This is a genomic window from Corynebacterium aquilae DSM 44791 (assembly GCF_001941445.1).
Lineage (GTDB): Bacteria > Actinomycetota > Actinomycetes > Mycobacteriales > Mycobacteriaceae > Corynebacterium > Corynebacterium aquilae.
In genome coordinates this window covers 562,592-582,613 of sequence record NZ_CP009245.1, presented here as the reverse complement: position 1 = coordinate 582,613, position 20,022 = coordinate 562,592, and the positions used below count along the sequence as shown (strand labels likewise).

Genomic DNA, 20,022 nt, shown 5'->3' with positions numbered 1-20,022 from the left:
GCCGGGCAACGATTACCGCGATACAACATGGGTTTTTCTTGAGTTTACCTGGGCAAAACCGCCCACAGGGGCAGGGTGGTGTGGCGGGTGTGGCGGTTGCGGGCACGCCTGGCTTCCTCAAAGATGCGAAAAGCCTAAACTGTGTTGGTATGGAACCAATGGAGATCAACGGCGGCCGCTTCTATGTGCGGCCACTGCACGACGATGATCGCATCGATGACCGCCCCGCCCTGTCTGTGGTGTTCGACCAGCCGGTAGAGCAACTCGCTGACACGGTGGCCACGGCCCGCGCAGACTGGGCGGCCAACACCCGCTTGACGTGGGCTGTGTGTGAGCAAACCAGTGTGGAGTTGCTGGCTTTGGCCGAATTGGTGCTCCCCGCGGGGTTTGTAGCGCCCGAGGAGCGCGACAGCGACTATGTTCCGCCGAGCGAGCCGGCATGCCTGTGTGTCTCTCCGGCGGGGGATACCGAGCGGGTGTTGCCCAACGATCCGGTACTTACTCCGAAGACCGTTGGTGATGCTGCCAAGGAAGGCCGGGAAACGGTGCGCCGCTGGGCGGAAGGCTTCTTGGAGGTCCCCGTCGAAGACGATATCTGCAAAAAGTAGCGTCGTTTGCAGTGAGAACGATTCAAGGCTCATCTCCTCTACGTTGAGGAGATGAGCCTTGTGTTCGATCCTGGTGCTGTCGCGGTGTTTAGCGGCGCAGGAACTTGTTGAGCATGTCCAGCAGCCATGCGATGAACTGCTGCCAGTTGAACTCGGCGCCGCGGATGGCGTCAGCCACCGGCTGGGGCAGCGGCGGCAGGGAGTTCAGGATGGAGGGGGCCTGGCCAGCGGGGGCTGCCTGGCCGGCAGGCGCCGGGGTCACGCTGCCAGCAGGCGCTGCTGCGGGAGCAGGTGCGGGTGCGGCATTGCCGGCCGGTGCCGGTGCGGGAGCAGGTGCCGGAGCCGGGGCAGGTGCCGGTGCAGCGGGAGCGCCACCAAGGTTGATGCCGCAGGAAGCTGCCTTAGCGGTGCCGGCGGCGACAGCGGCGTTGACGAACTCCTGTTGGGAGGCGGTGAGGTTTCCGCCTGCCTGGCCCTGCGCGTAAGACTGGGCAGCGCCGGCCAGCTGGGCCTGATTGGTGACACCCTGGCTTGCCAGTCCGAGGCGAACCTCGGTGCAGGAAGCACCGTTGATGCGGTTGATGTAGCCCTGCTGCTTCGGGGTGAGTGCCTCTGCGGGGTGGGCGACGGTCATTGCGGTAGCCACGGCGAGTGCTGCGGCTGCGGTCTTCTTAAAGCGCATGAAAAATCTTTCGGCAAGTCGGGGAAGAAGATGGTGTGCGGCTGACGATCTGTGACAGAGAAACACTTAGAGTGTCTTTCTCGCAGATGCGCTGCAAACCGTATAAAGCGCAGGATACGAGTTTTGGGGTTGTATCCTTAGCGTTTCAGGCTCACCACCCTACCGCAGTGGCCGGGTAAATAAAAGAGAATGTTGAGAAAATTGTGACTGATGTGATTGCCGGGTACTGGCAGGAACGCGCCAGCTCCTTTCACCACGCCCAGGCACACACGAACTGGACACTGTGGCACGACATCTTCGCGCCCTATCTCAACCCCAACGACCGCACGGTGGATCTGGGATGCGGGACTGGTTTTTTAAGCCGCGCACTCGGGCAGAAACACTCCCCCATCGGCGTTGATCTCACAGCGGGGATGCTGTCGTTTCACCCCGGTCCTTGCCTCCAGGCCGATGCCTGTGCGCTGCCACTGCTCAGTGACAGCATCGACGCGATCATCGGGCGCAACATTGCCTGGACTCTCCCCGCGGCTGCGTGGCCAGAAATAGCCCGCGTGCTGCGCCCCGGCGCACAACTCCTTCTCGCGGATGGTCCGTGGGGTTGCGCACCAGCACCCGCAGGCGTTGCTTGGCGAGAGCACTATCTTTCGGCCTACAACGAGGACACGCTCAACGCTTTGCCGCTGGCGCGGGCGACCAGCGACACGTATGCGGAGTTTCTCTGCACATTTGGCTTTACTGACATCGCGGTGCGGGAGCTAACGGAGGTCTACGACCATGAACTGGTCCACGGCACCATGCCCGGGCACGAACCGTGGCGACAATTCCTCATTACCGCCGTCGCCCCATCGAATGCTTAAGCCCCCTTTTTTCGCTCTTGCGCTACACGCAACTAAGCCCCGATACCAGTGCAGCTGTGGCAGTGGTATCGGGGCTTGGATAGTCAGCGGCGCGTCTAGCTTTCGTCGATGACCAGCAGCAGGTCGCCGCCTTCGACCTTGGCGGCCTGCGTCAGCACCACGCGAGAAACCTTGCCTGTGACCGGGGCGGTGATGGTGGCTTCCATCTTCATGGCCTCAATGATGGCCACCGGATCGCCGGCCTTGACCTCATCGCCCTCGATGACGGTGACAGTCACCACGCCAGCAAACGGTGCCGCGACGTGACCCGGCTTGGTCGGGTCGGCCTTCTCGGCAGCCTGGGTGGTGGACTCCACGGAGTGGTCGCGCACGCGCAGCGGGCGGATCTGGCCGTTGACGTTGAACACGACGGTGCGCATACCCTTGTCATCCGGCTCGGAAATGGCGTCCAGGCGCACCACCAGGGCGACGGAGTCACCCAAATCGATGACGGTTTCCTCGCCCTCAACAAGGCCGTAGAAGAACTCTCGATCGTCCAGGATGGAGGTGTTTCCGAAGCGGCGGCGGTGCTCCACGAACTCGGCTGCCGGCTTGGCGAACATCAACCGGTCCAGGCAGGCGCGGCGGGTGGCCACGTCCGAAGATTCCAAGTTGTCGCGCTCTTCCTCAGGCACGTCGACCAGGGCGGCAGAGGTTTCCGCGCGCCCTTCGAGGATGCGGGTGCGCAGCGGCTCCGGCCAGCCACCGGGAGGGGTACCCAGCTCGCCACGCAGGAAGGCGATCACGGAGTCCGGAATGTCGTATTTGTGGGGGTCGGCCACGAAGTCAGCGGGGCTGACGTTGGCGCCCACCAGGTGCAGCGCCAAGTCACCAACCACCTTGGAGCTGGGGGTGACCTTGGTGGGGCGCCCCAGCATCTCATTGACGGCGGCGTAGTTGTCCTCGATCAGCTCGAAACGATCCGCCAGGCCGAGCGCCACCGCCTGGGCGCGCAGGTTCGACAGCTGACCACCGGGGATTTCATGGTGGTAGACGCGACCGGTCGGGCCGGGGGTACCGGACTCGAACGGGGCGTACATGGTGCGCACAGCCTCCCAGTAGGGCTCCATGTCGCACACGGCCTCCAAGTCGAGGCCGGTATCGCGGTAGGTATCCGCAAAGGCCGCCACGATGGCCGACAGGCTCGGCTGGGAGGTAGTACCCGACAGGGGCGCGGAGGCGCCATCGACGGCGTCGGCGCCGGCGTTGGCGGCCGCCAGATAGGTTGCCAGGGAACCACCAGCGGTGTCGTGGGTGTGGACGTGCACCGGCAGGTCGAACTCTTTACGCAGCGCGGTCACCAGCTTGGTGGCGGCCGCCGGACGCATCAGGCCCGCCATGTCCTTAATAGCCAGGATGTGCGCCCCGGTCTCGACGATCTGCTCCGCTAGGCGCAGGTAGTAGTCGAGGGTGTAGAGCTTTTCTTTCGGGTCGGCCAGGTTACCGGAGTAGGCCATTGCGACCTCCGCGACAGAGGTGCCGGTCTCCAGCACCGCCTCAATGGCGGGACGCATCTGCGAAACGTCATTGAGGGCGTCGAACACGCGGAAGATATCGATGCCGGAACGTGCGGCCTCATCGACAAACTTCGAGCACACATAGTCCGGGTAGGGCGTGTAGCCGACGGCGTTGCGGCCGCGCAGCAGCATCTGAATGTTCACGTTCGGCATCGCCTGACGCAGCTCATCCAGTCGGGCCCAGGGATCCTCGTGCAGGAAGCGCAGCGCCACATCGTAGGTGGCGCCACCCCAGGCCTCCACGGAAAGCAGTTCCGGGGTGAGATAAGAAATGTGGCGGGCGGCATCAACCAGCGCGGAGGAACGCACCCGGGTTGCCAGCAGCGACTGGTGCGCATCACGGAAGGTGGTGTCAGTGACCCCTAGCGCGTCCTGCTGACGCAGACGCTTCGCAAACTCCGCCGGGCCCAAATCGCGCAGCATGTCGCGGCTGCCTCGGGGGCGCGGGGTGTGCGGCAAGGTCGGCAGCTTATCCACGGCACGGATCTGTGCCGGCGGCAAACCATGCGGACGGTTGACGGTGATATCCGCCAGGTAATCCAAGATTCGGCCCGGCTCATCATCGGCCGGCGGGGCAGACAGCAGCCACGGGTGCTCCGCGATGAAGCTGGTCGCCACCCGCTTGGTGGTGAAGTCCTTCTCGCGCAGCAGGGCACGCAAGAAGCCAATGTTGGTCGCCACACCGGAGACGTGGAACTCCGCCAGCGCGCGCTGCGCACGCGCCACAGCGGTCGCAAAATCGCTGCCACGGCAGGTCATCTTCACCAGCATGGAGTCAAAGTGGGCGGTAATTTCACCACCGAGTTGGATGGCGCCATCCAAACGCACACCCGCACCACCCGGGCTGCGGTAGGAGGTGATGGTGCCGGTGTCCGGGCGGAAACCATTGGCAGGGTCCTCGGTGGTGATGCGGCACTGCAGCGCCGCACCGTGCACCTGGATGGAGTCCTGCGTCAGACCCAGTTCCTTTAGGGTGGCGCCGGCAGCGATCTGCATCTGCGCCTTGACCAGGTCAACCTGGGTGACTTCCTCCGTGACGGTGTGCTCCACCTGAATGCGGGGGTTCATTTCGATGAAGACATACTCGCCGGCTTCATCCACCAGGAACTCCACGGTGCCCGCACCGGAGTAGCCGATGTGCTTGCAGAATTTCACCGCGTCGGCGCAAATCTTTTGGCGCAACTCCTCGCTGATGTGCTGCGCCGGGGCGATCTCCACCACCTTTTGGTGGCGTCGCTGCAGGGAACAATCGCGCTCAAACAGGTGCACCACATCGCCGGTGGAGTCACCCAGGATCTGCACCTCGATGTGCTGCGGATTAATCACGGCACGCTCGATGTAGACGCGCGCGTCGCCGAAGGCGCTCAGCGCTTCACGGGAGGCTTCGGCTGCGAGGTGGCGCAGCTCTTTTTCCTCCGGGATGAAACGCATACCGCGACCGCCACCACCGGCGACGGCCTTGACGAACAGCGGATATGCCTGCCCCTTGGCTTGTTCCGCGAGCACATCGATATCGTCGGTCGGCTCGGATTCATTCAGCGTCGGCAGACCTGCCTCGCGAGCTGCTTTGACCGCGCGAGCCTTGTCACCGGTTAGATCGAGAACTTCCGGGGACGGGCCGATGAAGGTCACCCCATTTTCGGCACATTCGCGCGCCAGCTGAGCATTTTCGCTCAAGAAGCCGTAGCCGGGGTAAATGGCGTCCGCGTGGGATTCCTTTGCGGCGCGAAGGATCTCGTCGATGTCGAGATACGCCTTCACCGGGGAACCTTCCGTACCGATGCGGTACGCCTCGCTGGCGTGGCTGCGGTGGAAGGAGTTGCGGTCCTCCTTCGGATAAACGGCAACAGTTTCCGCGTCTAGTTCATAGGCGGCACGGAATGCACGCACGGCGATTTCGCCACGGTTGGCGACGAGGATCTTTTTAAAAGAGGGGGCACTCAAGGCGGGGTGGGCCTTTCTTCTGCATGCCAAACTATTTATGGCATAGGTCACTAACTTGCATGAGAGTACCACAGGATCACAGGGCGAAAATCACCCGCCTGCGTGAAAAATCTCCCACCAATCACCCCACGCAAAAACCCACCCTGCAGGAGAAAAAACCTGCCGGGTGGGTAGCGAAAATTGTGGCTTAGTTAGCCGAGATCGTCGTGCTGGACGAGCTGTCGGGCGGCTTCGGTGATGGAACCGGACAGGGTCGGGTACACGGAGAAGGTATTCGCCAAGTCGTTGACGGTCAGGCCCTTATCGACGGCCACGGCGATCGGCAAGATCAGCTCGGAGGCGGTCGGCGCCACCACCACGCCACCGATGACGAGGCCGGAGTTCTTGCGGCAGAACAGCTTCACGAAGCCGTGGCGCAGGGAGCGCATCTTGGCGCGCGCGTTGGTTGCCAGCGGCAGCACGATGACGCGGGCGGACACCTCACCGGATTCAATCTCCTTGTGGGTGACACCCACGGCGGCGATTTCGGGGCGGGTAAATACGGCGGTTGCGACGGTCTTGAGGCGCAGCGGGCTGACGCCCTCACCGAGGGCGTGGTACATCGCGATGCGGCCCTGCATGGCGGCCACGGAGGCCAGCGGGAACAAATCGGTGCAGTCGCCGGCGGCGTACACGCCCGACACGCTGGTGCGGGAGACGCGGTCGACCTTGATGTGGCCGGAGGGGGTGGTTTCAATTCCGACCTTTTCCAGCCCTAGGTCCTTGGTGTTCGGGATGGAACCCACGGTCATCAGGGCGTGGGAACCGTAGATCTCGCGGCCGTCGGCGGTGCGCACGCACACCCCGCCGTCCTCGGTGCGGGTCACGGTGTCAACGCGGGCGTCCTTTTCCAGGGCGACACCACGCTCGGAGAGCACGGTCTCCAACACGTCGGCGGCGTCGGCGTCGTCGTGCGGGAGGATGCGGTCGCGGGAAGCCACCATGGTGACCTTCACGCCGAGCTCGGCGAAGGCGGAGACGAATTCGGCACCGGTGACACCGGAGCCCACTACGATGAGGTGCTCGGGGAGGGAATCGATGTCGTAAACCTGGCGCCAGGTGAGAATGCGCTCGCCGTCGGGCTGGGCGCCCGGCAGGATGCGGGGGGATGCACCGGTGGCGACGAGAACCAGGTCGCATTCGACGGTTTCAGTCTCGCCGTTGGCGTGGGTGATCTTCACGTAGTGGATGGACTGCTTGGACTGGTAGTCGTCGAAAGCACCGCGGCCGTCGATGACTCGAATGCCGGCGCGTTTCATCTGGGAGCGGATGTCGTGGGACTGGTCGGCGGCCAGGGTCTTCACGCGCTGGTTCAGTTCGGACAGGCGCAGCACCTTCGTGTCGGCGGTGTCGGCGAATCCCATGTCGTCGGCGCGACGGAGGTCGGTTTTAATGCCGGTCGCGGCGATGAAGGACTTGCTGGGAACGCAGTCGTACAGGACTGCGGAGCCACCCAGGCCTTGGTCTTCAACCAAGGTGATCTCGGCGCCGTACTTGGCTCCAGCCAGTGCTGCTTCGTAGCCGGCGGGGCCGCCACCGATGATGACAATGCGCTTGGACACTTATCCTCCGTGAAGGGGTTTTGGGTTGAGTGTGTGTGCGCGGTAGCTGTTTTCCAATCAGGGTTGCTACCGCCGAGCCACCGTTGTGCGGTGGGCACAGATACTGCCAAGTGTACGCACTTGCCCTGGTGGGGTGCCGTTAAGCCCCCGCCTTACTCCCCCACTGCCGGGTTTGATGCGGGCCGCAATCGGCTTTAGTCGCTGGCGAGGCGTTGCGCGATGGAGGCAAATAGGCGCACGCCGACGCCGATGGCGCGGGGGTCGACGACCAGGTCGGCGCGGTGCAGATCGTGAAGTGCACCTTGGCCCGCGTGACAGCCGAGGCGTGCCATGGAGCCGGGTACGTGCTCGAGGTACCAGGAGAAGTCTTCGCCGCCGGAGGATTGGGAGGCTTCCATCAGGCAGTGTGGGTCGATGCTGCGGGCGGCTTCGGCCAGTAGCGCGGTGGCGGCGTCGTCATTCATCACTGGCGGCACGCCCCGCTGGTAGTTGATGGTGGCACGGCAGCCGGTGGGGGCGATCACCTGGTGGATGAGGTCTTCCAACAGGGGGTGAATGGTGCGCCACACCGCCATGTCGGCGGTGCGGATGGTGCCGGAGACCACTCCTTGTTCCGGGATGGCGTTGGGGGCGTGCCCTGCTTCGATGTGCCCGAAAACCAAGACGGTGCCGGTGCGGGGGTCGACCCGGCGCGATAAGAGTCCGGGCAGTTCGGTGACGAGTTTGCTCAGGGCGTAGACGACGTCGGCGGTCATGTGGGGGCGGCTGGAGTGTCCGCCGGGGCCGGTGACGGTGATGCTGAGGACGTCGGCGGCGGAGGTGATGGCTCCTGCTTTGACGCCGATTTGTCCGGTTTTGAGTTTGGGTTCTGCGTGGACGGCGAAGATGCTGGCGACGTCGGTGAGGGCGCCTTGGGCGATCATGTCGGGGGCGCCGCCGTCCATGACTTCTTCGGCGGGTTGGAAGATGCAGCGTACGGGGCTGGTGAGGAGGTGTTCGTTGGCTTTGAGGGCGCAGGCTAGTGCGAGGACGATGGTGGCGTGGGCGTCGTGTCCGCAGGCGTGCATGACTCCGGGGTTGGTGGAGGCGTAGTCGAGGCCGGTTTGTTCCTCCATGGGGAGGGCGTCGATGTCGCCGCGGAAGGCGACGATGTGGGGGTGGTGGGGTGTGGCGGTGGGGTTGAGTCCGGGGGTTTGGGCGGGGGCGTGTTGGTCGAAGGTGGGGATGGTGTTGGGGGTGGGGCCGATGTCGACCATGGCGCCGGTGGGGTTGAATAGGTGTGGCTGCATGCCGTGGGTGCGCAGGGTGTGGACGATGAAGGCCGTGGTGTTGTGTTCCTGGTGGCTGAGTTCTGGGTGGGTGTGGAGGTGGGTGAACCAGGATCGGACGTCGTCGCTGTGTTCGACGAGCCATGCGTCCACTGCGTGTGTCAGCTTCACTGAGATCTTTGCCTGACTTCCTTGGGTTCTTTCGGGTGTGGGGGTTGGGTGCGCGTTCCGGGGTGGTGGTTTGTGTGGTTTTGGGGTTTGTTGTGAAGCCTAGAAGATGGGTGGGCTAGTTGGAAATATGTTGTGGTTTTTTGGGGTGGGTGTGGTGTGGGGTTGAGTGGGGTTGGGTTGGGCGATGTTGGGGCTTGGGTTTGACTACCCTTGGGGTCATGGTTGATCTTGTTGGCTCGTCTGTTGATGGCTCTTTGGCTGGTTTGTTGGATCCGTTGGCTGTTGCGGCTGAGGCTGCGGCGCAGTTGTGTGCTGCGGCGGGGGTGGAGCGGATTGATGTGGGGGTGGTGTTGGGTTCGGGGTGGAAGCCGGCGGCGGATGAGTTGGCGGCTGCTGGTGAGGTGTTGGTGCGGCTGGCATGTGATCGTTTGCCGGGGTTTGTCAGGCCGACGGCGTTGGGGCATGGCAGTGAGGTGGTGGTGCTGCGGGTGCCTGCTGTGGGGGATGGTGCGTCGCGGGTGGTGGCGTTGTTGACGGGGCGCACGCATGCTTATGAGGGGGTGGAGTTGTGGCGGACGGTGCATGGGGTTCGCACGTTGGCTGCTGCTGGTGCGCGTGCGGTGGTGTTGACGAATGCTGCGGGTGGTTTGGCTGAGGGGATGCGTGTGGGGCAGCCGGTGGTGATTTGTGATCACATTAATTTCACGGCGCGCACTCCGTTGGTGGGGGCTGATTTTGTGAACATGGTTGATGCGTATTCGCCGCGGTTGCGGGCGTTGGTGCACAAGTTGGAGCCGGGGTTGGATGAGGCGGTGTATGCGATGATGCCTGGCCCGCAGTATGAGACGCCGGCGGAGATTGGGATGTTGCGGGTGTTGGGGGTTGGTCTGGTGGGCATGTCGACGGTGTACGAGACGATTGCTCTGCGGGCGGCTGATGTGGAGGTGTTGGGTTTGTCGTTGGTGACGAATTTGGCGGCTGGTGTGACGGGTGAGCCGTTGGATCATGATGAGGTGTTGGAGGCTGGTGCGCGGGCTGCTCGTGAGTGTGGTGCGCTGTTGGCGAAGGTGGTGCGAAACCTATGAGTTTGAAGTTTGGAACTGCTGGCTTGCGGGCTCCGGTGGGGCCGGGCGAGGACCATATGAATGTCACGCAGGTGACTCGTACGACGGCGGGTTTGGCTGCGTGGTTGGTTGAGCGTTCGGCGAAGCTGCATATTCCGCATCCTTCGATGTTGGATGAGGAGGATGAGGGCAGTATTGGCGCGGATATGTATGGCCAGGATGGCCCGATTCGGGTGGCGGTGGGCTATGACGCTCGTTATGGTTCCCACACGTTTGCGTGTACTGCGGCGGAGGTGTTTGCGGGCGCGGGGTTTGAGGTGTTGTTGTTGCCGACCCCGACGCCGACTCCGGTGATGCCGTGGTTGGTGAAGTCGCGGGGGTTGGATGCTGGTGTGCAGATCACGGCGAGCCATAATCCGGCGGCTGATAATGGCTACAAGGTGTATGTGGCTGGTGGTGCGCAGTTGGTCAGCCCTGATGATCGTGCGATTGAGGAGCATATTCAGGCGGTGGGGGATCCTTTGCAGGTGCCGAGGGTGTCTGTGCGCCCTGGTGCGGATCCGTTGCGTCGCTACATTGATGACATTGTGGATCGGGTCAATCCGGTGGAGGGCGATAAGTTGCGCGTGAATAATGAGCGCGCGGCGTTGAGTGTGGTGTTTACGGCGATGCATGGGGTGGGTGGCCGTGCGATGAATCAGGCGTTGCAGGCGGCGGGGTTTGCACGCAGCGTTCCGGTGGATGCGCAACAGCATCCTGATCCGACGTTTCCGACGGTGGATTTTCCGAATCCGGAGGAGCCGGGGGCTACTGATTTGTTGCTGTTAGAGGGGGCGCGTCAGGGCGCTGATGTGCTGATTGCGTTGGATCCGGATGCTGATCGGTGTGCGGTGGGGGTGCCGTGTGAGGGTGGTTTCCGGATGTTGCGGGGTGATGAGTTGGGCCCGTTGTTGGCGACGCGGTTGGTGCCGACTTTTCCTGCGGATCGTGGTTGGGCTGCCCCGGTGGTGGCGACGACGGTGGTGTCTTCGCAGTTGTTGGGTGAGATTGCGCGGGATCGTGGCTGGGATTTCCAGGAGACGTTGACTGGTTTTAAGAATTTGGCGCGGGCGGGTGATGGTCGTCCTGGCGAGTTGGTGTTTGCTTATGAGGAGGCGATTGGCACGTGCCCGTTCCCGGATGTGGTGCCGGATAAGGATGGTATTGCCACGGCGTTGGTGACCTGTGCGTGGGCGGCGGAGTTGAAGGCTTCGGGCCGGAGTTTGGCCGATGAGCTGGAGGCGTTGTTTAAGACGTATGGTCGTTTTGCGGGCGCGCAGGTCAGTGTGCGTACCAGCGATCCGGCTGCTTTGGTGGATACGTTGATTCATCATGCCCCGTCGACGTTGGTGGGGTTGCCGGTGGACAGTGCGCCGTTGCGTTCGAATCAGGGGGTGGTGCTTAATGCGGGTGATGATGAGGTGTCGGTGCGGGTGATTGCCCGGGCTAGTGGCACGGAGCCGAAGGCGAAGTTCTATATAGAGGTTTCGCACTGTGGGGATATGGCGCGTGCGGAGGAGTTGTTGGAGGCGGTGACCGGGGAGGTGAGGTCTGCGTTGAGTGAGTTGTAGTGTGGGGCGACGGTTATGTGGGGGCACTGTTGGGGTGCCCCCCTTTGGTGTTTTTTGGGGGTGCCGTGGCCTGGTCAAAATTCCGGCGCGAGCTGGTGCGACCCGGTGTGATCTGGTGTGATCGGGCGGGGTGCGGTGGGGGTTAGGCGTGGGGACGGGGTGTGCGTTGGTGCCGGTTGTGGTGGGTGCTGAGTGCGACGTCGAAGTGGCGGATGGCGGGCCTGGTGCTGCCGGGTTTGCCGGGCATGCGGTGGTTGTCGAGGCGGCTGTCGCCGTCGACTTCGGCGGGGCTGAAGGGCGCGGTGTCGTCTTCGGTTAGGGGCCAGGTGACGTCGATGGCGAGGTTTTTGGTTTCTTCCGGTTGGCACTTGTCGGTGACGGCGGTGGTGGCGCAGGGCAAAAGGACTGCGACGGGGACTTGGAGTGCTTGTGCGAGCCGGTAGATCCGGTCGAGGGTGGGGTTGGCGGGTTTTTCTTCGCGGCTGAGGTTGCGTTCGTAGTTGACGATCATGTTGCGGCTCAGCCCGCTTTTGGTGGCGAGTTCTTCTTGGGTGAGTTCGCGCATGAGGCGGAGTTTTTTCAGGCGCACTCCGAAGGCGTATCCGTAGCTGCGCAGGTGCATGCTATCCCCCTTAAAAGTGGTCGTAGTGTTAGCTGGGCAAAAGCATAACGTGTTGCGCAGCAGACGTGCTACGTTTTTGGGGATTTTTCTTCCCCACGGGTACACCCTTTCGGGCAGCCCCCGCTGCCCCCTGATTCCGGGGCGGGCGGCGGGGGTACCCCAAGTTGTGAGCCTTCCGGGGCGTTGAGGTGAGGTTTTTCGCCTTGGTGGCTGCGCAGTGGACAGGAGGTGGGGGCGCCCGAAGGTGCACCCCTGGTGGCGAAGCCACTACCGCGGGTTTGACCCGTTTTTAGCCGCCTGCTTAGCGTGGCGCTCAGCGCCCCACCCCGATGTGGGCCACTGCCCCACGTGGGTGTGTCGTGGTTCCGGACGTGCGGGCACAGCACCCATCCCCACTTCGATTCGACGCACCGAGGACTTAAAAGATCATGAAGCGTTTTTCTACCTCCGTGGCAGCTATTGGCTTGGCAGCTTTGACGGTGTTTTCTTCCTCCCACATCGCCGAGGCCCAGATGCCGCTGGAGGCCCAGAACCTGCAGCTGACCCTGTTGGAGTCAACGATCAGGACTGAAGAGCTGGCGGCGGTTTTCCGGGAGTGCGACACCCTCACGCTTAACCTGCAGGAAGCCAAGAACATGACGGAACAGCAGTTCCGCGATCGCTATGTGGTCAGCGAGGAAGAAAAGGCGCAGATGCGGGAGAATTACTCGCCCGAGAACTACCAGCGGTATCTCAAACTGCAACAGCGCAGTATCAACGCTGGGGTGGAACGGGTGAAGGCCTGTGGTGGTTTCAAGGACAGCACCGCATCGTCCTCCTTGTCTTCCGACGGCTCCTCCGTGGCAACCCTGTTTGAGCGGATGTGGGGCATTTTGGCCACGGTCATCAAGTTGATGGGCTTCATGCAGATGCTGCAGCCCCAGGCGGACTAAACCCTTATCCCCCACCGCTGGCCCCGCGGTGACACGGCACCCCCGGCACCTTCCAGTACCTCCCGGCCATGTCACTGCGCGCCCCACGCAGCGCACGCACCGCCCGCGGAGTGGCAGAAAAAGACGAACCCCCACCTGAAAAAGGTGGGGGTTCGTGGTGTCTGCGCCAGCAGCGGGCACTACAGGTCGATGTTGCGCGGCCCGTAGAGACGATCGCCGGCATCGCCCAACCCCGGCACAATGTAGGCATCCTCGTTGAGCTCCGGGTCAATGGTGGCCGTCACCAGGCGCACCGGCAGCCCCGAATTCGCCAGGGCGTCCACGCCCGGCTGCGCGGAAACCATACACACCGCAGTGATGTCGGTCGCGCCACGCTCCGCGAGCAGACGAATGGCGTACAACAGCGACCCGCCAGTAGCCAACATCGGGTCGACCACAAACACCGGCTGCCCGGTCAGGTCCTCCGGCAGCGCCTCCAAATAGGGCACCGGCTCGTGAGTTTCCTCATTACGGGCCAAACCAATGAAACCCACCTGGGCGTCAGGAATCATCGACAACGCCGGATCGATCATGCCCAAACCAGCACGAATCACCGGCACAATAATCGGCGGGTTCTCCAGGCGGGTGCCCTGTGCGACAGCCACGGGGGTCTTGCAGTCAAAATTTTCAACAGGCAGGTCACGCGATGCCTCATAAATCAGCATCGCCCCCAAATCCTTCAACGCGGCCCGAAACGCCGCGTTATCGCTGCGCGCATCGCGCATCAAAGTCAGTCGGGAAGCTGCCAGGGGGTGATCAACCACAGTGATGTCCATAAGAGCCATCCTAGAGGCGACAGTTTTCAAAGGTCGAATGCGGGTCACCCGCCCACAAGCCCCCGCAGAACCAAAACCGCCCCCACCGCGCGTCAAACCGGGCATGAACCACACCCCATCACCCCACCTGCACACCGCCCACCAGCAACTCAACATCGACATCGACCACGCCCGACGCCTGGCCAGCGCACTCAGCGACGCCGCACACACCCTCCGCCCACCGGTGGTGATCTCCACCGTGGACGCCGCCGCGGCCAGCGCCCGCGACTTCCTCAGTGCCCTCGAACGCGCCGTCACCGCCGTCGACACCCGCACCATCGCGCTACGCCACTACACCCAAGCACTAGCCACCATCGCGCACGCCACCATTGACGCCTACGAACGCACCGACGAGCACCTGTGCACCCAACTAGGCAGCCAACTAGGTGGCCAACTTAGTGGCCAACTAGGCACCCTCGACCCACCGCCAGCAACACCAGCAGCCGCACCACCGACCCCACCCCCTGCATCCGACGGTGAAAAGGCCACCGCATGATCGACCTGCACGCCCTAGCCACCCACATCATCCGCCTCTTCCCCACCCACGCCCCCAGCATCCACCCCCACCACTCCACCCACAACCCCCTATCCGAACTCCCCACCATCATCACCACCCTTGGCGCCGCCACAGGCGCCAATGCCGAAAACGCCCTCACCCATCTTCACGTACTCACCCAACAACACCACGGGCTGCGCGAAGCCATCGAACACTCCCAACGACCCCTGATCTACGCGCTGCACGACATCGAAAAACTCCTCCACCACACCTTTCACCACGCCGCCAGTCTCCTACCATCAGCCCTCCACCCCGACCCCTCCATCCACGCGCCCGCCCACGCCCAACTCCACGCCATCGCCACCACCGCCATCACCACCGCCACCCGGCGCGCCGAACAACTCACCCAGGAGCTGGCACACGCCACCGCAAAGCTCACCGCCATCGCCAACGAACCCCACCCCCTGCCCACCCCACCACACACCGCACCACCCCACGCCCCAGAAGCCACCGCTCAAGCACACCCCCATCCCGCCACCCACGACACCCCAAGCGCCTTCAGTGCCGCCGGCAGCCACAGCGAAAACACCCCAACCAACAACGCCGCCGGAAAAGCCGCCGTCCGGGCCGCTCTCACCCAACTCGGCACCCCCTACCAATGGGGCGGAACCACCCCCGGTGTCGGACTCGACTGCTCTGGGCTGACCCAATGGGCATGGCGCCAAGCCGGCGTCGAACTGCCCCGCCTCGCCCAAGAACAAACCGTTGGGCGACAAGTCAGCTTCGCCGAACTCCAAGAAGGCGACCTATTGGTGTGGGACGGGCACGTCGCCATGTGCATCGGCGACGGACAACTCGTCGAAGCCGGCTCCCCCGTCAGCACCGGCCCGCTAAGAACCACCAATGCGGGTATGGCATTCCGGGGGTGTTTTCGCCCAACAGGGTAAAATGCTTCCCCATGGCTACCAACGGCATTGTTCCCGTCAAAATCTCCCTGCCCCAGGGCGACCTCTATACCCTCTGGGCACCCCTCTACAAGGAGCACGGCTCCGAATGGCAGGCACTGCTTGGACACGGCGACGACGTCTACGCCTTCGCTTCCCCGGGGGCAATGCTGACGTTCCTCGAATCCGGTGAACCCCACGACCTCACCGACCACCCCAAATGGGGCGCCTACTCCAACGACAACTCCCCCCTGCGCGTCGTCCCCGACGCCCGCAACACCTTCGACCTCGTCGAACTGCCCGCATGGCTCGCGGAGCGCCCCTCCCACGCCAACGTCTCCGCCACCTCCCGCGCCTTCCGCTTCGCGCGTTCCGTCGGCGACGTCCTCACCCTCCTGCCGGTGCAATCCTTCTTCTCCTCCCACTCCATCCTCGCCAACGTCGACCGCGGCAGCGACCACTACTCCGGCGAAGCCGGATTCAGCGAATGGACCGGCGTCGGCAACGTCGTCAAGGGTGGCTGGCGTGACGTCATCAAAGCCCTCGACGAAGCTATCAGCGTCAAAGACATCGACGAGGCCAAAGCCGCCGACGCCGAGCAGCGCATTGCCGACGCCGAGCAAGCCGCCAAGGACAAAGAAGCCAAGGAAGAAGCCGACGCCAAGGCCGCACTGCGCGCCGCCGACCCCTACGACCTGTCCGTGTGGGGCCAGGCCGGCATCGACCCGGTCAAAATCGTCATCGACGGCCGCACCCTCTACACCCTGCGCACCTACCTCGACGACACCCCCGTATTCCTCGGCGAATACGGCCAGATCACGTCCTTTAACAACCGCAAGGCCTTCGTCCGCTGGCTCATCGAGCACAAAGACCACAACATGGCCAAGCTGTCGACCTGGCAAGACATCATGGACGCTGCCAACGGCGGCACCCTCGAGATCACCGCACACGACGACAACACCTACGTGTTCACCGGGCTGGCCGAAGCGATCTCCAAGGGACCCCAAGCCGTCGACAAAGACCAAATGCTGCAGGCCTACAGCCTGCTGGCCGACGCCGCCGACTGGGCCAAAGACGACTCCGTGTCCTCCATCCTGGTCGCCAACCCGGCGATCCAGGAATTCATCGCCTACGTCGGTGGGGCACCTTCCGGATACATCCCCTCCGCGCCTTACACCAGCGAAGTAGAAGGCTGGAAAGAACTCGAAAACACCCTCATCGGTCGCTTCACCAAGTTCTAAACCACCCCCACCACCAGCAGGGCCGCTTCCACCACCAGGAAGCGGCCCTGCTGTCATCAACACCCCCAATGAAAAGTCCACAATCCCGACTAAAAAAGTCAGGGTTTATTCAGGGGAAAACCCGATGCGCACAACACCACCGCACACGTACCGTTAAAACCATGACCAACAACTTCCCAACCCCCACCAACCGCCTCTACCGCTCCTCCACCGACAAATACCTCGCCGGAGTCTGCGGCGGCATCGCCCAACACTTCGGCTGGGATCCCGCCCTCGTGCGCATCATGGCCGTCCTCGGAGCAGTCGTCTTCCACGTCTTCAGCCCCATCATCTACATCATCGCCGCCATCGTCATGCCGAAAAACCCCACCGCCTAACCCGGCCCCTCGCCCGTCTCACGACAGGTGGGGCGGGCTTTGGCATCTCCCAGCCTTAAAAACAAAACCCCCAACGACCCAAGCCACACCCACCTACAGTAGAAACCATGACAAATCAGCTCCCCACTCCCCAACACCGCCTCTACCGCTCCTCCACCGACAAATACCTCGCCGGAGTCTGCGGCGGCATCGCCGAATACTTCGACTGGGACCCCACCGTTGTCCGCCTCGTCGTCGCCATCGCATCCCTAGGCCTGAACCTTTTCAGCCCCCTGATCTACCTCGTCGCCGCCGTCGTCATCCCCAAACGCCCCGGCTTCTAAACAACACCACCTAAACACGCCTCGGGCCCCACCGAAATATTTTCGTGCGGGGCCCGAGGCGCAGATCTGTTGCGAAACAACTAGTCGTTGTTCTTCACACCCAAATCATCAAGGGAAATGCCCAACTCTTCGAGGACAGCCGGATCGATACCCGCCAGCTCTTCCTCAGACAGTTGCAGCTGTGAAGTCAGCGCCTCACCGGTCGGGGTGTCCTGGGACTCATCCGACAAATCCCCCTGCAGGGCCGCACCAATCCGGGTGAAGGTCGGCTCTATCACGCCGCGCACAATGTCTTCGCGCTCCAGCTCGGGGATAAAGGCCTGCGCCATGGCATTAAGCGTCAGGGTGTACAACGCACCCAGGTCATAGTCGAAAGTATCGACCAGAACCATCATCTCCCCGGTCATATCCGTGTCCCCCAGCAGGCGGTTATCGGTGTTGACGGTGACAGCAAAGCCCAGGGAATGCAACAGGGGCAGCGGATGATCGGCAATGTCATCGACGACGCCGGTTTGGGTGTTGCTGGTCGGGCACAGCTCGAGCGCCAAACGGCGATCACGGACATACGCCGACATCACGCCCGGATCAATGCCATCAATGCTGGCCGAAAAGTCCTCATACAGGCGCGCGCCGTGGCCCAAACGCGAGGCGCCACAGTGCACCGCGCCCGCCAAGGAGTCACAACCGGCGGCTTCGCCGGCGTGAATGGTGAACGGCACAAAATGCTTGCGCAACAGCTCAAAAGCCTCCGCATGGTTGGTGGCGGGGAAACCAACTTCCGCGCCAGCAATATCAAAGGCAACCACGTAGCCTTCAGCAGGCGATTCGGCACCAAAGTTGTCGATCGTTAGCTGCGCGATCTCCTTGGTGCGGTCGGCATGGCGCATGCCGCACAAGATGATGCGGGCGGCGATGGGGCGGCCAGCGTCCGCGGCCGCGGTCTCGCCCTCTTTCACGCCCGCCACCACGGCGTCGACGACCTGCTGCAGGCTCAAACCCTGTTCCTGGTGCTGCTCTGGAGCGAAGCGCAGCTCTGCGTACACCACGTTGTCGGCGGCCAGATCCTCAACCGCTTCCCTAGCGACTCGGCGCAAAGCGTCGGCGGTCTGCATCACCGCGCAGGTGTGGGCGAAACATTCCAGATAGCTCGGCAGGGACCCGGAGTTCGCTGCTTGCACGAACCAGGCCGAAAGCTCCTCGGCGTCCATGGTTGGCAGCCCCTGATAACCACAGTCTTGGGCCAGCTCGACGATGGTGGCGGCACGCAAACCACCATCGAGGTGGTCGTGCAACACAACCTTGGGCAAGGCATGGACGATGTCTCGATCCAGCGGGGCTCCGGGGGTGATGTGGCCAAGGATGTGGGCAACCTCAGCCTCGCGGGAAACAGCAGTGGAATGTGCGTCAGTCATAGTGCGCTCAACGATACCCGCATCAAAGATTCCTCCTACACGGCACCGGCTAAAAGGGCGGGGCCAGTTGCTAGGGCCTGGGTGGTGGGTGTGATTGACACCAAGGACAACGAAGCAGGGACAGTGTTCGGCGCCGGATCTTCTAGGGGTACACTTACCGCCCATGCGCCACGTGTCCGCGCCCATCGCGCTTACCCTTGCTCTGCTCACCACAACACTTTCCCCAGGTGTTGCCCCGTGGGCTGAGGCGATCACGCCTGCGCCACGCTCGACAGCCCCCGATACCCGTGGCTGCCCCCAATCTCTGCTTCCCCCGGCGCCCGTCGACACCAGCGAAATGCCCTCCCCCGGCAACGCCACACCCCGACCGCTTCCCATCCCACAGGTCAAAACCGGTGGGCCACAACTACAGAACAATTGTGGCATCGTCGCAGCCCCCGGTTTTGTCACACCGGAGGAGTACACCGCCTCGTCGTTTATCGTCTTCGACATCGACAACGGCGATATCCTGGCAGCCAAAGACGCCCACGGCCGTTACCGCCCGGCCAGCATCATCAAGGTGCTTCTCGCGCTCACCGCGATTGAGGAGCTCAACCTCAACCAGAAAGTGCGGGTTTCCGCGGAGTCCGCAGGCCAGGAAGGATCCGCCGTCGGAATCGGCGCCGGGGGCGAATACTCGGTCAACGATCTGCTCCACGGACTGCTCATGGCATCCGGAAACGACGCAGCCCACGCGCTAGCGCAACTGCTTGGTGGCGATCAGGAAACCGTCACCAAGGTCAATGAGCTGGCACGCTCGCTGGGCACCCAAGACACTCGCGCGGCCAGCTACTCCGGACTCGACGCACCAGGCATGTCCACCAGCGCTTTCGATATGGCGCTGATTTATCGCCACGCCTGGGAGAATCCAACATTTGCGTCAATTCTGACCACCGAGAAATACGACTTCCCCGGGTATGACGACCAGCCGGGCTATGAGTTGTGGAACGACAACGGGTTGCTGATGAACTACCCGGATTCCATCGGTGGCAAAACCGGCTACACCGACGACGCCAAACACACCTTCGTTGGCGCAGTGGATCGCAACGGCCGCCGCCTCGCGGCAGTAGTCCTCGACACCACCATCGATAAAGGGCGCGCGTGGGAGCAAGCCGGCCGCCTCATCGACGCCGGCTACGGGGTAGCCCCCGGCGTCTCAGTCGGAGAGGTAGAACCCCTGGAGGCGGTAGCGGCAGCCGATGCCTCCGAGTCCCATCTCCCCGGAGTCGCAATCGCCCAAGACCCCTCCGAGGTCACCTCGGATAAGCAGAAAACCCCTCTGTTCGTGTGGCTACTTCCGGTGCTGCTAGTCATCGTCGCGGTGCCGGCAGCAATAGCCAATATTCGTCATGCGCGCCGCAAAAAGACCGGGTTGTACGAAGCCTAAGACCTTCTAGTCACAGCAAGACGCAGGCCACATA

Annotated in this window: 18 protein-coding genes; 11 read left to right on the top strand and 7 right to left on the bottom strand. The window is 63.1% G+C overall.

Annotated features, from left to right (window positions below):
* Window positions 1–149 precede the first annotated feature (149 nt).
* The gene (locus CAQU_RS02550) at window positions 150–608 is read left to right on the top strand and encodes a hypothetical protein (protein WP_075724949.1); all 459 of its coding nucleotides are present in this window, start codon (window positions 150–152) and stop codon (window positions 606–608) included.
* Between the two features lie 88 nt (window positions 609–696).
* Here the strand turns inward: CAQU_RS02550 and CAQU_RS12570 are convergent, their stop codons facing one another.
* The gene (locus CAQU_RS12570; RefSeq protein WP_075724947.1) at window positions 697–1,290 is read right to left on the bottom strand and encodes a hypothetical protein; all 594 of its coding nucleotides are present in this window, start codon (window positions 1,288–1,290) and stop codon (window positions 697–699) included.
* Window positions 1,291–1,493: 203 nt separating this feature from the next.
* Here CAQU_RS12570 and CAQU_RS02540 point away from each other — a divergent pair, with 203 nt between their 5' ends.
* A complete protein-coding gene (locus tag CAQU_RS02540; protein ID WP_075724945.1) occupies window positions 1,494–2,147 on the top strand; it encodes a class I SAM-dependent methyltransferase in 654 nt (217 codons plus the stop codon).
* Window positions 2,148–2,242: 95 nt separating this feature from the next.
* Here the strand turns inward: CAQU_RS02540 and CAQU_RS02535 are convergent, their stop codons facing one another.
* The 3 genes from CAQU_RS02535 to CAQU_RS02525 all read right to left on the bottom strand — a co-directional run bounded on the left by CAQU_RS02535 (window position 2,243) and on the right by CAQU_RS02525 (window position 8,693).
* Window positions 2,243–5,647 (bottom strand): pyruvate carboxylase, encoded by a 3,405-nt coding sequence (locus CAQU_RS02535; RefSeq protein WP_425429699.1) that lies wholly within the window; start codon window positions 5,645–5,647, stop codon window positions 2,243–2,245.
* A 191-nt stretch (window positions 5,648–5,838) separates the two neighbouring features.
* Window positions 5,839–7,248 (bottom strand): NAD(P)H-quinone dehydrogenase, encoded by a 1,410-nt coding sequence (locus CAQU_RS02530; RefSeq protein ID WP_075724943.1) that lies wholly within the window; start codon window positions 7,246–7,248, stop codon window positions 5,839–5,841.
* Between the two features lie 194 nt (window positions 7,249–7,442).
* Entirely contained in the window at window positions 7,443–8,693 is a 1,251-nt protein-coding gene (locus CAQU_RS02525; protein ID WP_075724941.1) for an amidohydrolase, read from the bottom strand.
* A gap of 212 nt (window positions 8,694–8,905) precedes the next feature.
* Between CAQU_RS02525 and CAQU_RS02520 the strand changes: the two genes are divergently transcribed.
* Together CAQU_RS02520 and CAQU_RS02515 are read left to right on the top strand one after the other, a co-directional pair.
* Window positions 8,906–9,772: a purine-nucleoside phosphorylase gene (locus CAQU_RS02520; protein WP_084562713.1), complete on the top strand. Its 867-nt coding sequence runs from the start codon at window positions 8,906–8,908 to the stop codon at window positions 9,770–9,772.
* Window positions 9,769–11,361 (top strand): phospho-sugar mutase, encoded by a 1,593-nt coding sequence (locus tag CAQU_RS02515; protein ID WP_075724939.1) that lies wholly within the window; start codon window positions 9,769–9,771, stop codon window positions 11,359–11,361. Before CAQU_RS02520 ends, CAQU_RS02515 begins: the two co-directional genes overlap by 4 nt.
* A gap of 142 nt (window positions 11,362–11,503) precedes the next feature.
* Here the strand turns inward: CAQU_RS02515 and CAQU_RS02510 are convergent, their stop codons facing one another.
* Window positions 11,504–11,983, bottom strand: coding sequence for a helix-turn-helix domain-containing protein (locus CAQU_RS02510; RefSeq protein ID WP_075724937.1), 480 nt, complete (start codon window positions 11,981–11,983; stop codon window positions 11,504–11,506).
* A 428-nt stretch (window positions 11,984–12,411) separates the two neighbouring features.
* On the opposite strand from CAQU_RS02510, the gene CAQU_RS02505 reads away from it, so the two are divergent.
* Window positions 12,412–12,915 carry a hypothetical protein gene (locus CAQU_RS02505; RefSeq protein ID WP_075724935.1) on the top strand — a complete coding sequence of 168 codons (504 nt, stop codon included), beginning with the start codon at window positions 12,412–12,414 and terminating at the stop codon, window positions 12,913–12,915.
* A 179-nt stretch (window positions 12,916–13,094) separates the two neighbouring features.
* Here CAQU_RS02505 and upp read toward each other — a convergent pair whose 3' ends face one another.
* Complete coding sequence (gene upp, locus CAQU_RS02500) at window positions 13,095–13,730, bottom strand: uracil phosphoribosyltransferase (RefSeq protein ID WP_075724933.1); 636 nt, start codon at window positions 13,728–13,730, stop codon at window positions 13,095–13,097.
* Between the two features lie 103 nt (window positions 13,731–13,833).
* Between upp and CAQU_RS12815 the strand changes: the two genes are divergently transcribed.
* From CAQU_RS12815 to CAQU_RS02475, 5 genes are all read left to right on the top strand, one after another.
* Window positions 13,834–14,265: a hypothetical protein gene (locus tag CAQU_RS12815; protein WP_169836004.1), complete on the top strand. Its 432-nt coding sequence runs from the start codon at window positions 13,834–13,836 to the stop codon at window positions 14,263–14,265.
* Window positions 14,262–15,212, top strand: coding sequence for a C40 family peptidase (locus CAQU_RS13170; RefSeq protein WP_075724929.1), 951 nt, complete (start codon window positions 14,262–14,264; stop codon window positions 15,210–15,212). Before CAQU_RS12815 ends, CAQU_RS13170 begins: the two co-directional genes overlap by 4 nt.
* Before the next feature lie 11 nt (window positions 15,213–15,223).
* Window positions 15,224–16,450, top strand: coding sequence for a hypothetical protein (locus tag CAQU_RS02485; RefSeq protein ID WP_075724928.1), 1,227 nt, complete (start codon window positions 15,224–15,226; stop codon window positions 16,448–16,450).
* Window positions 16,451–16,611: 161 nt separating this feature from the next.
* Entirely contained in the window at window positions 16,612–16,827 is a 216-nt protein-coding gene (locus CAQU_RS02480; protein ID WP_075724925.1) for a PspC domain-containing protein, read from the top strand.
* A gap of 107 nt (window positions 16,828–16,934) precedes the next feature.
* Entirely contained in the window at window positions 16,935–17,150 is a 216-nt protein-coding gene (locus tag CAQU_RS02475; protein WP_075724923.1) for a PspC domain-containing protein, read from the top strand.
* A gap of 80 nt (window positions 17,151–17,230) precedes the next feature.
* Here the strand turns inward: CAQU_RS02475 and CAQU_RS02470 are convergent, their stop codons facing one another.
* Entirely contained in the window at window positions 17,231–18,562 is a 1,332-nt protein-coding gene (locus CAQU_RS02470; protein WP_084562711.1) for an adenosine deaminase, read from the bottom strand.
* A gap of 163 nt (window positions 18,563–18,725) precedes the next feature.
* Between CAQU_RS02470 and CAQU_RS02465 the strand changes: the two genes are divergently transcribed.
* Window positions 18,726–19,988, top strand: coding sequence for a D-alanyl-D-alanine carboxypeptidase family protein (locus tag CAQU_RS02465; protein ID WP_084562709.1), 1,263 nt, complete (start codon window positions 18,726–18,728; stop codon window positions 19,986–19,988).
* The last annotated feature ends 34 nt before the right edge of the window (window positions 19,989–20,022 follow it).

Bases quoted from the DNA above. Each gene is read 5' to 3' on its own strand.
- CAQU_RS02550 (WP_075724949.1), top strand. From the start codon at position 150: ATGGAACCAATGGAGATCAACGGCGGCCGCTTCTATGTGCGGCCACTG.
- CAQU_RS12570 (WP_075724947.1), bottom strand. From the start codon at position 1,290: ATGCGCTTTAAGAAGACCGCAGCCGCAGCACTCGCCGTGGCTACCGCA.
- CAQU_RS02520 (WP_084562713.1), top strand. From the start codon at position 8,906: ATGGTTGATCTTGTTGGCTCGTCTGTTGATGGCTCTTTGGCTGGTTTG.
- CAQU_RS02515 (WP_075724939.1), top strand. From the start codon at position 9,769: ATGAGTTTGAAGTTTGGAACTGCTGGCTTGCGGGCTCCGGTGGGGCCG.
- CAQU_RS02510 (WP_075724937.1), bottom strand. From the start codon at position 11,983: ATGCACCTGCGCAGCTACGGATACGCCTTCGGAGTGCGCCTGAAAAAA.
- CAQU_RS02505 (WP_075724935.1), top strand. From the start codon at position 12,412: ATGAAGCGTTTTTCTACCTCCGTGGCAGCTATTGGCTTGGCAGCTTTG.
- upp (WP_075724933.1), bottom strand. From the start codon at position 13,730: ATGGACATCACTGTGGTTGATCACCCCCTGGCAGCTTCCCGACTGACT.
- CAQU_RS12815 (WP_169836004.1), top strand. From the start codon at position 13,834: ATGAACCACACCCCATCACCCCACCTGCACACCGCCCACCAGCAACTC.
- CAQU_RS13170 (WP_075724929.1), top strand. From the start codon at position 14,262: ATGATCGACCTGCACGCCCTAGCCACCCACATCATCCGCCTCTTCCCC.
- CAQU_RS02485 (WP_075724928.1), top strand. From the start codon at position 15,224: ATGGCTACCAACGGCATTGTTCCCGTCAAAATCTCCCTGCCCCAGGGC.
- CAQU_RS02480 (WP_075724925.1), top strand. From the start codon at position 16,612: ATGACCAACAACTTCCCAACCCCCACCAACCGCCTCTACCGCTCCTCC.
- CAQU_RS02475 (WP_075724923.1), top strand. From the start codon at position 16,935: ATGACAAATCAGCTCCCCACTCCCCAACACCGCCTCTACCGCTCCTCC.
- CAQU_RS02470 (WP_084562711.1), bottom strand. From the start codon at position 18,562: ATGACTGACGCACATTCCACTGCTGTTTCCCGCGAGGCTGAGGTTGCC.
- CAQU_RS02465 (WP_084562709.1), top strand. From the start codon at position 18,726: ATGCGCCACGTGTCCGCGCCCATCGCGCTTACCCTTGCTCTGCTCACC.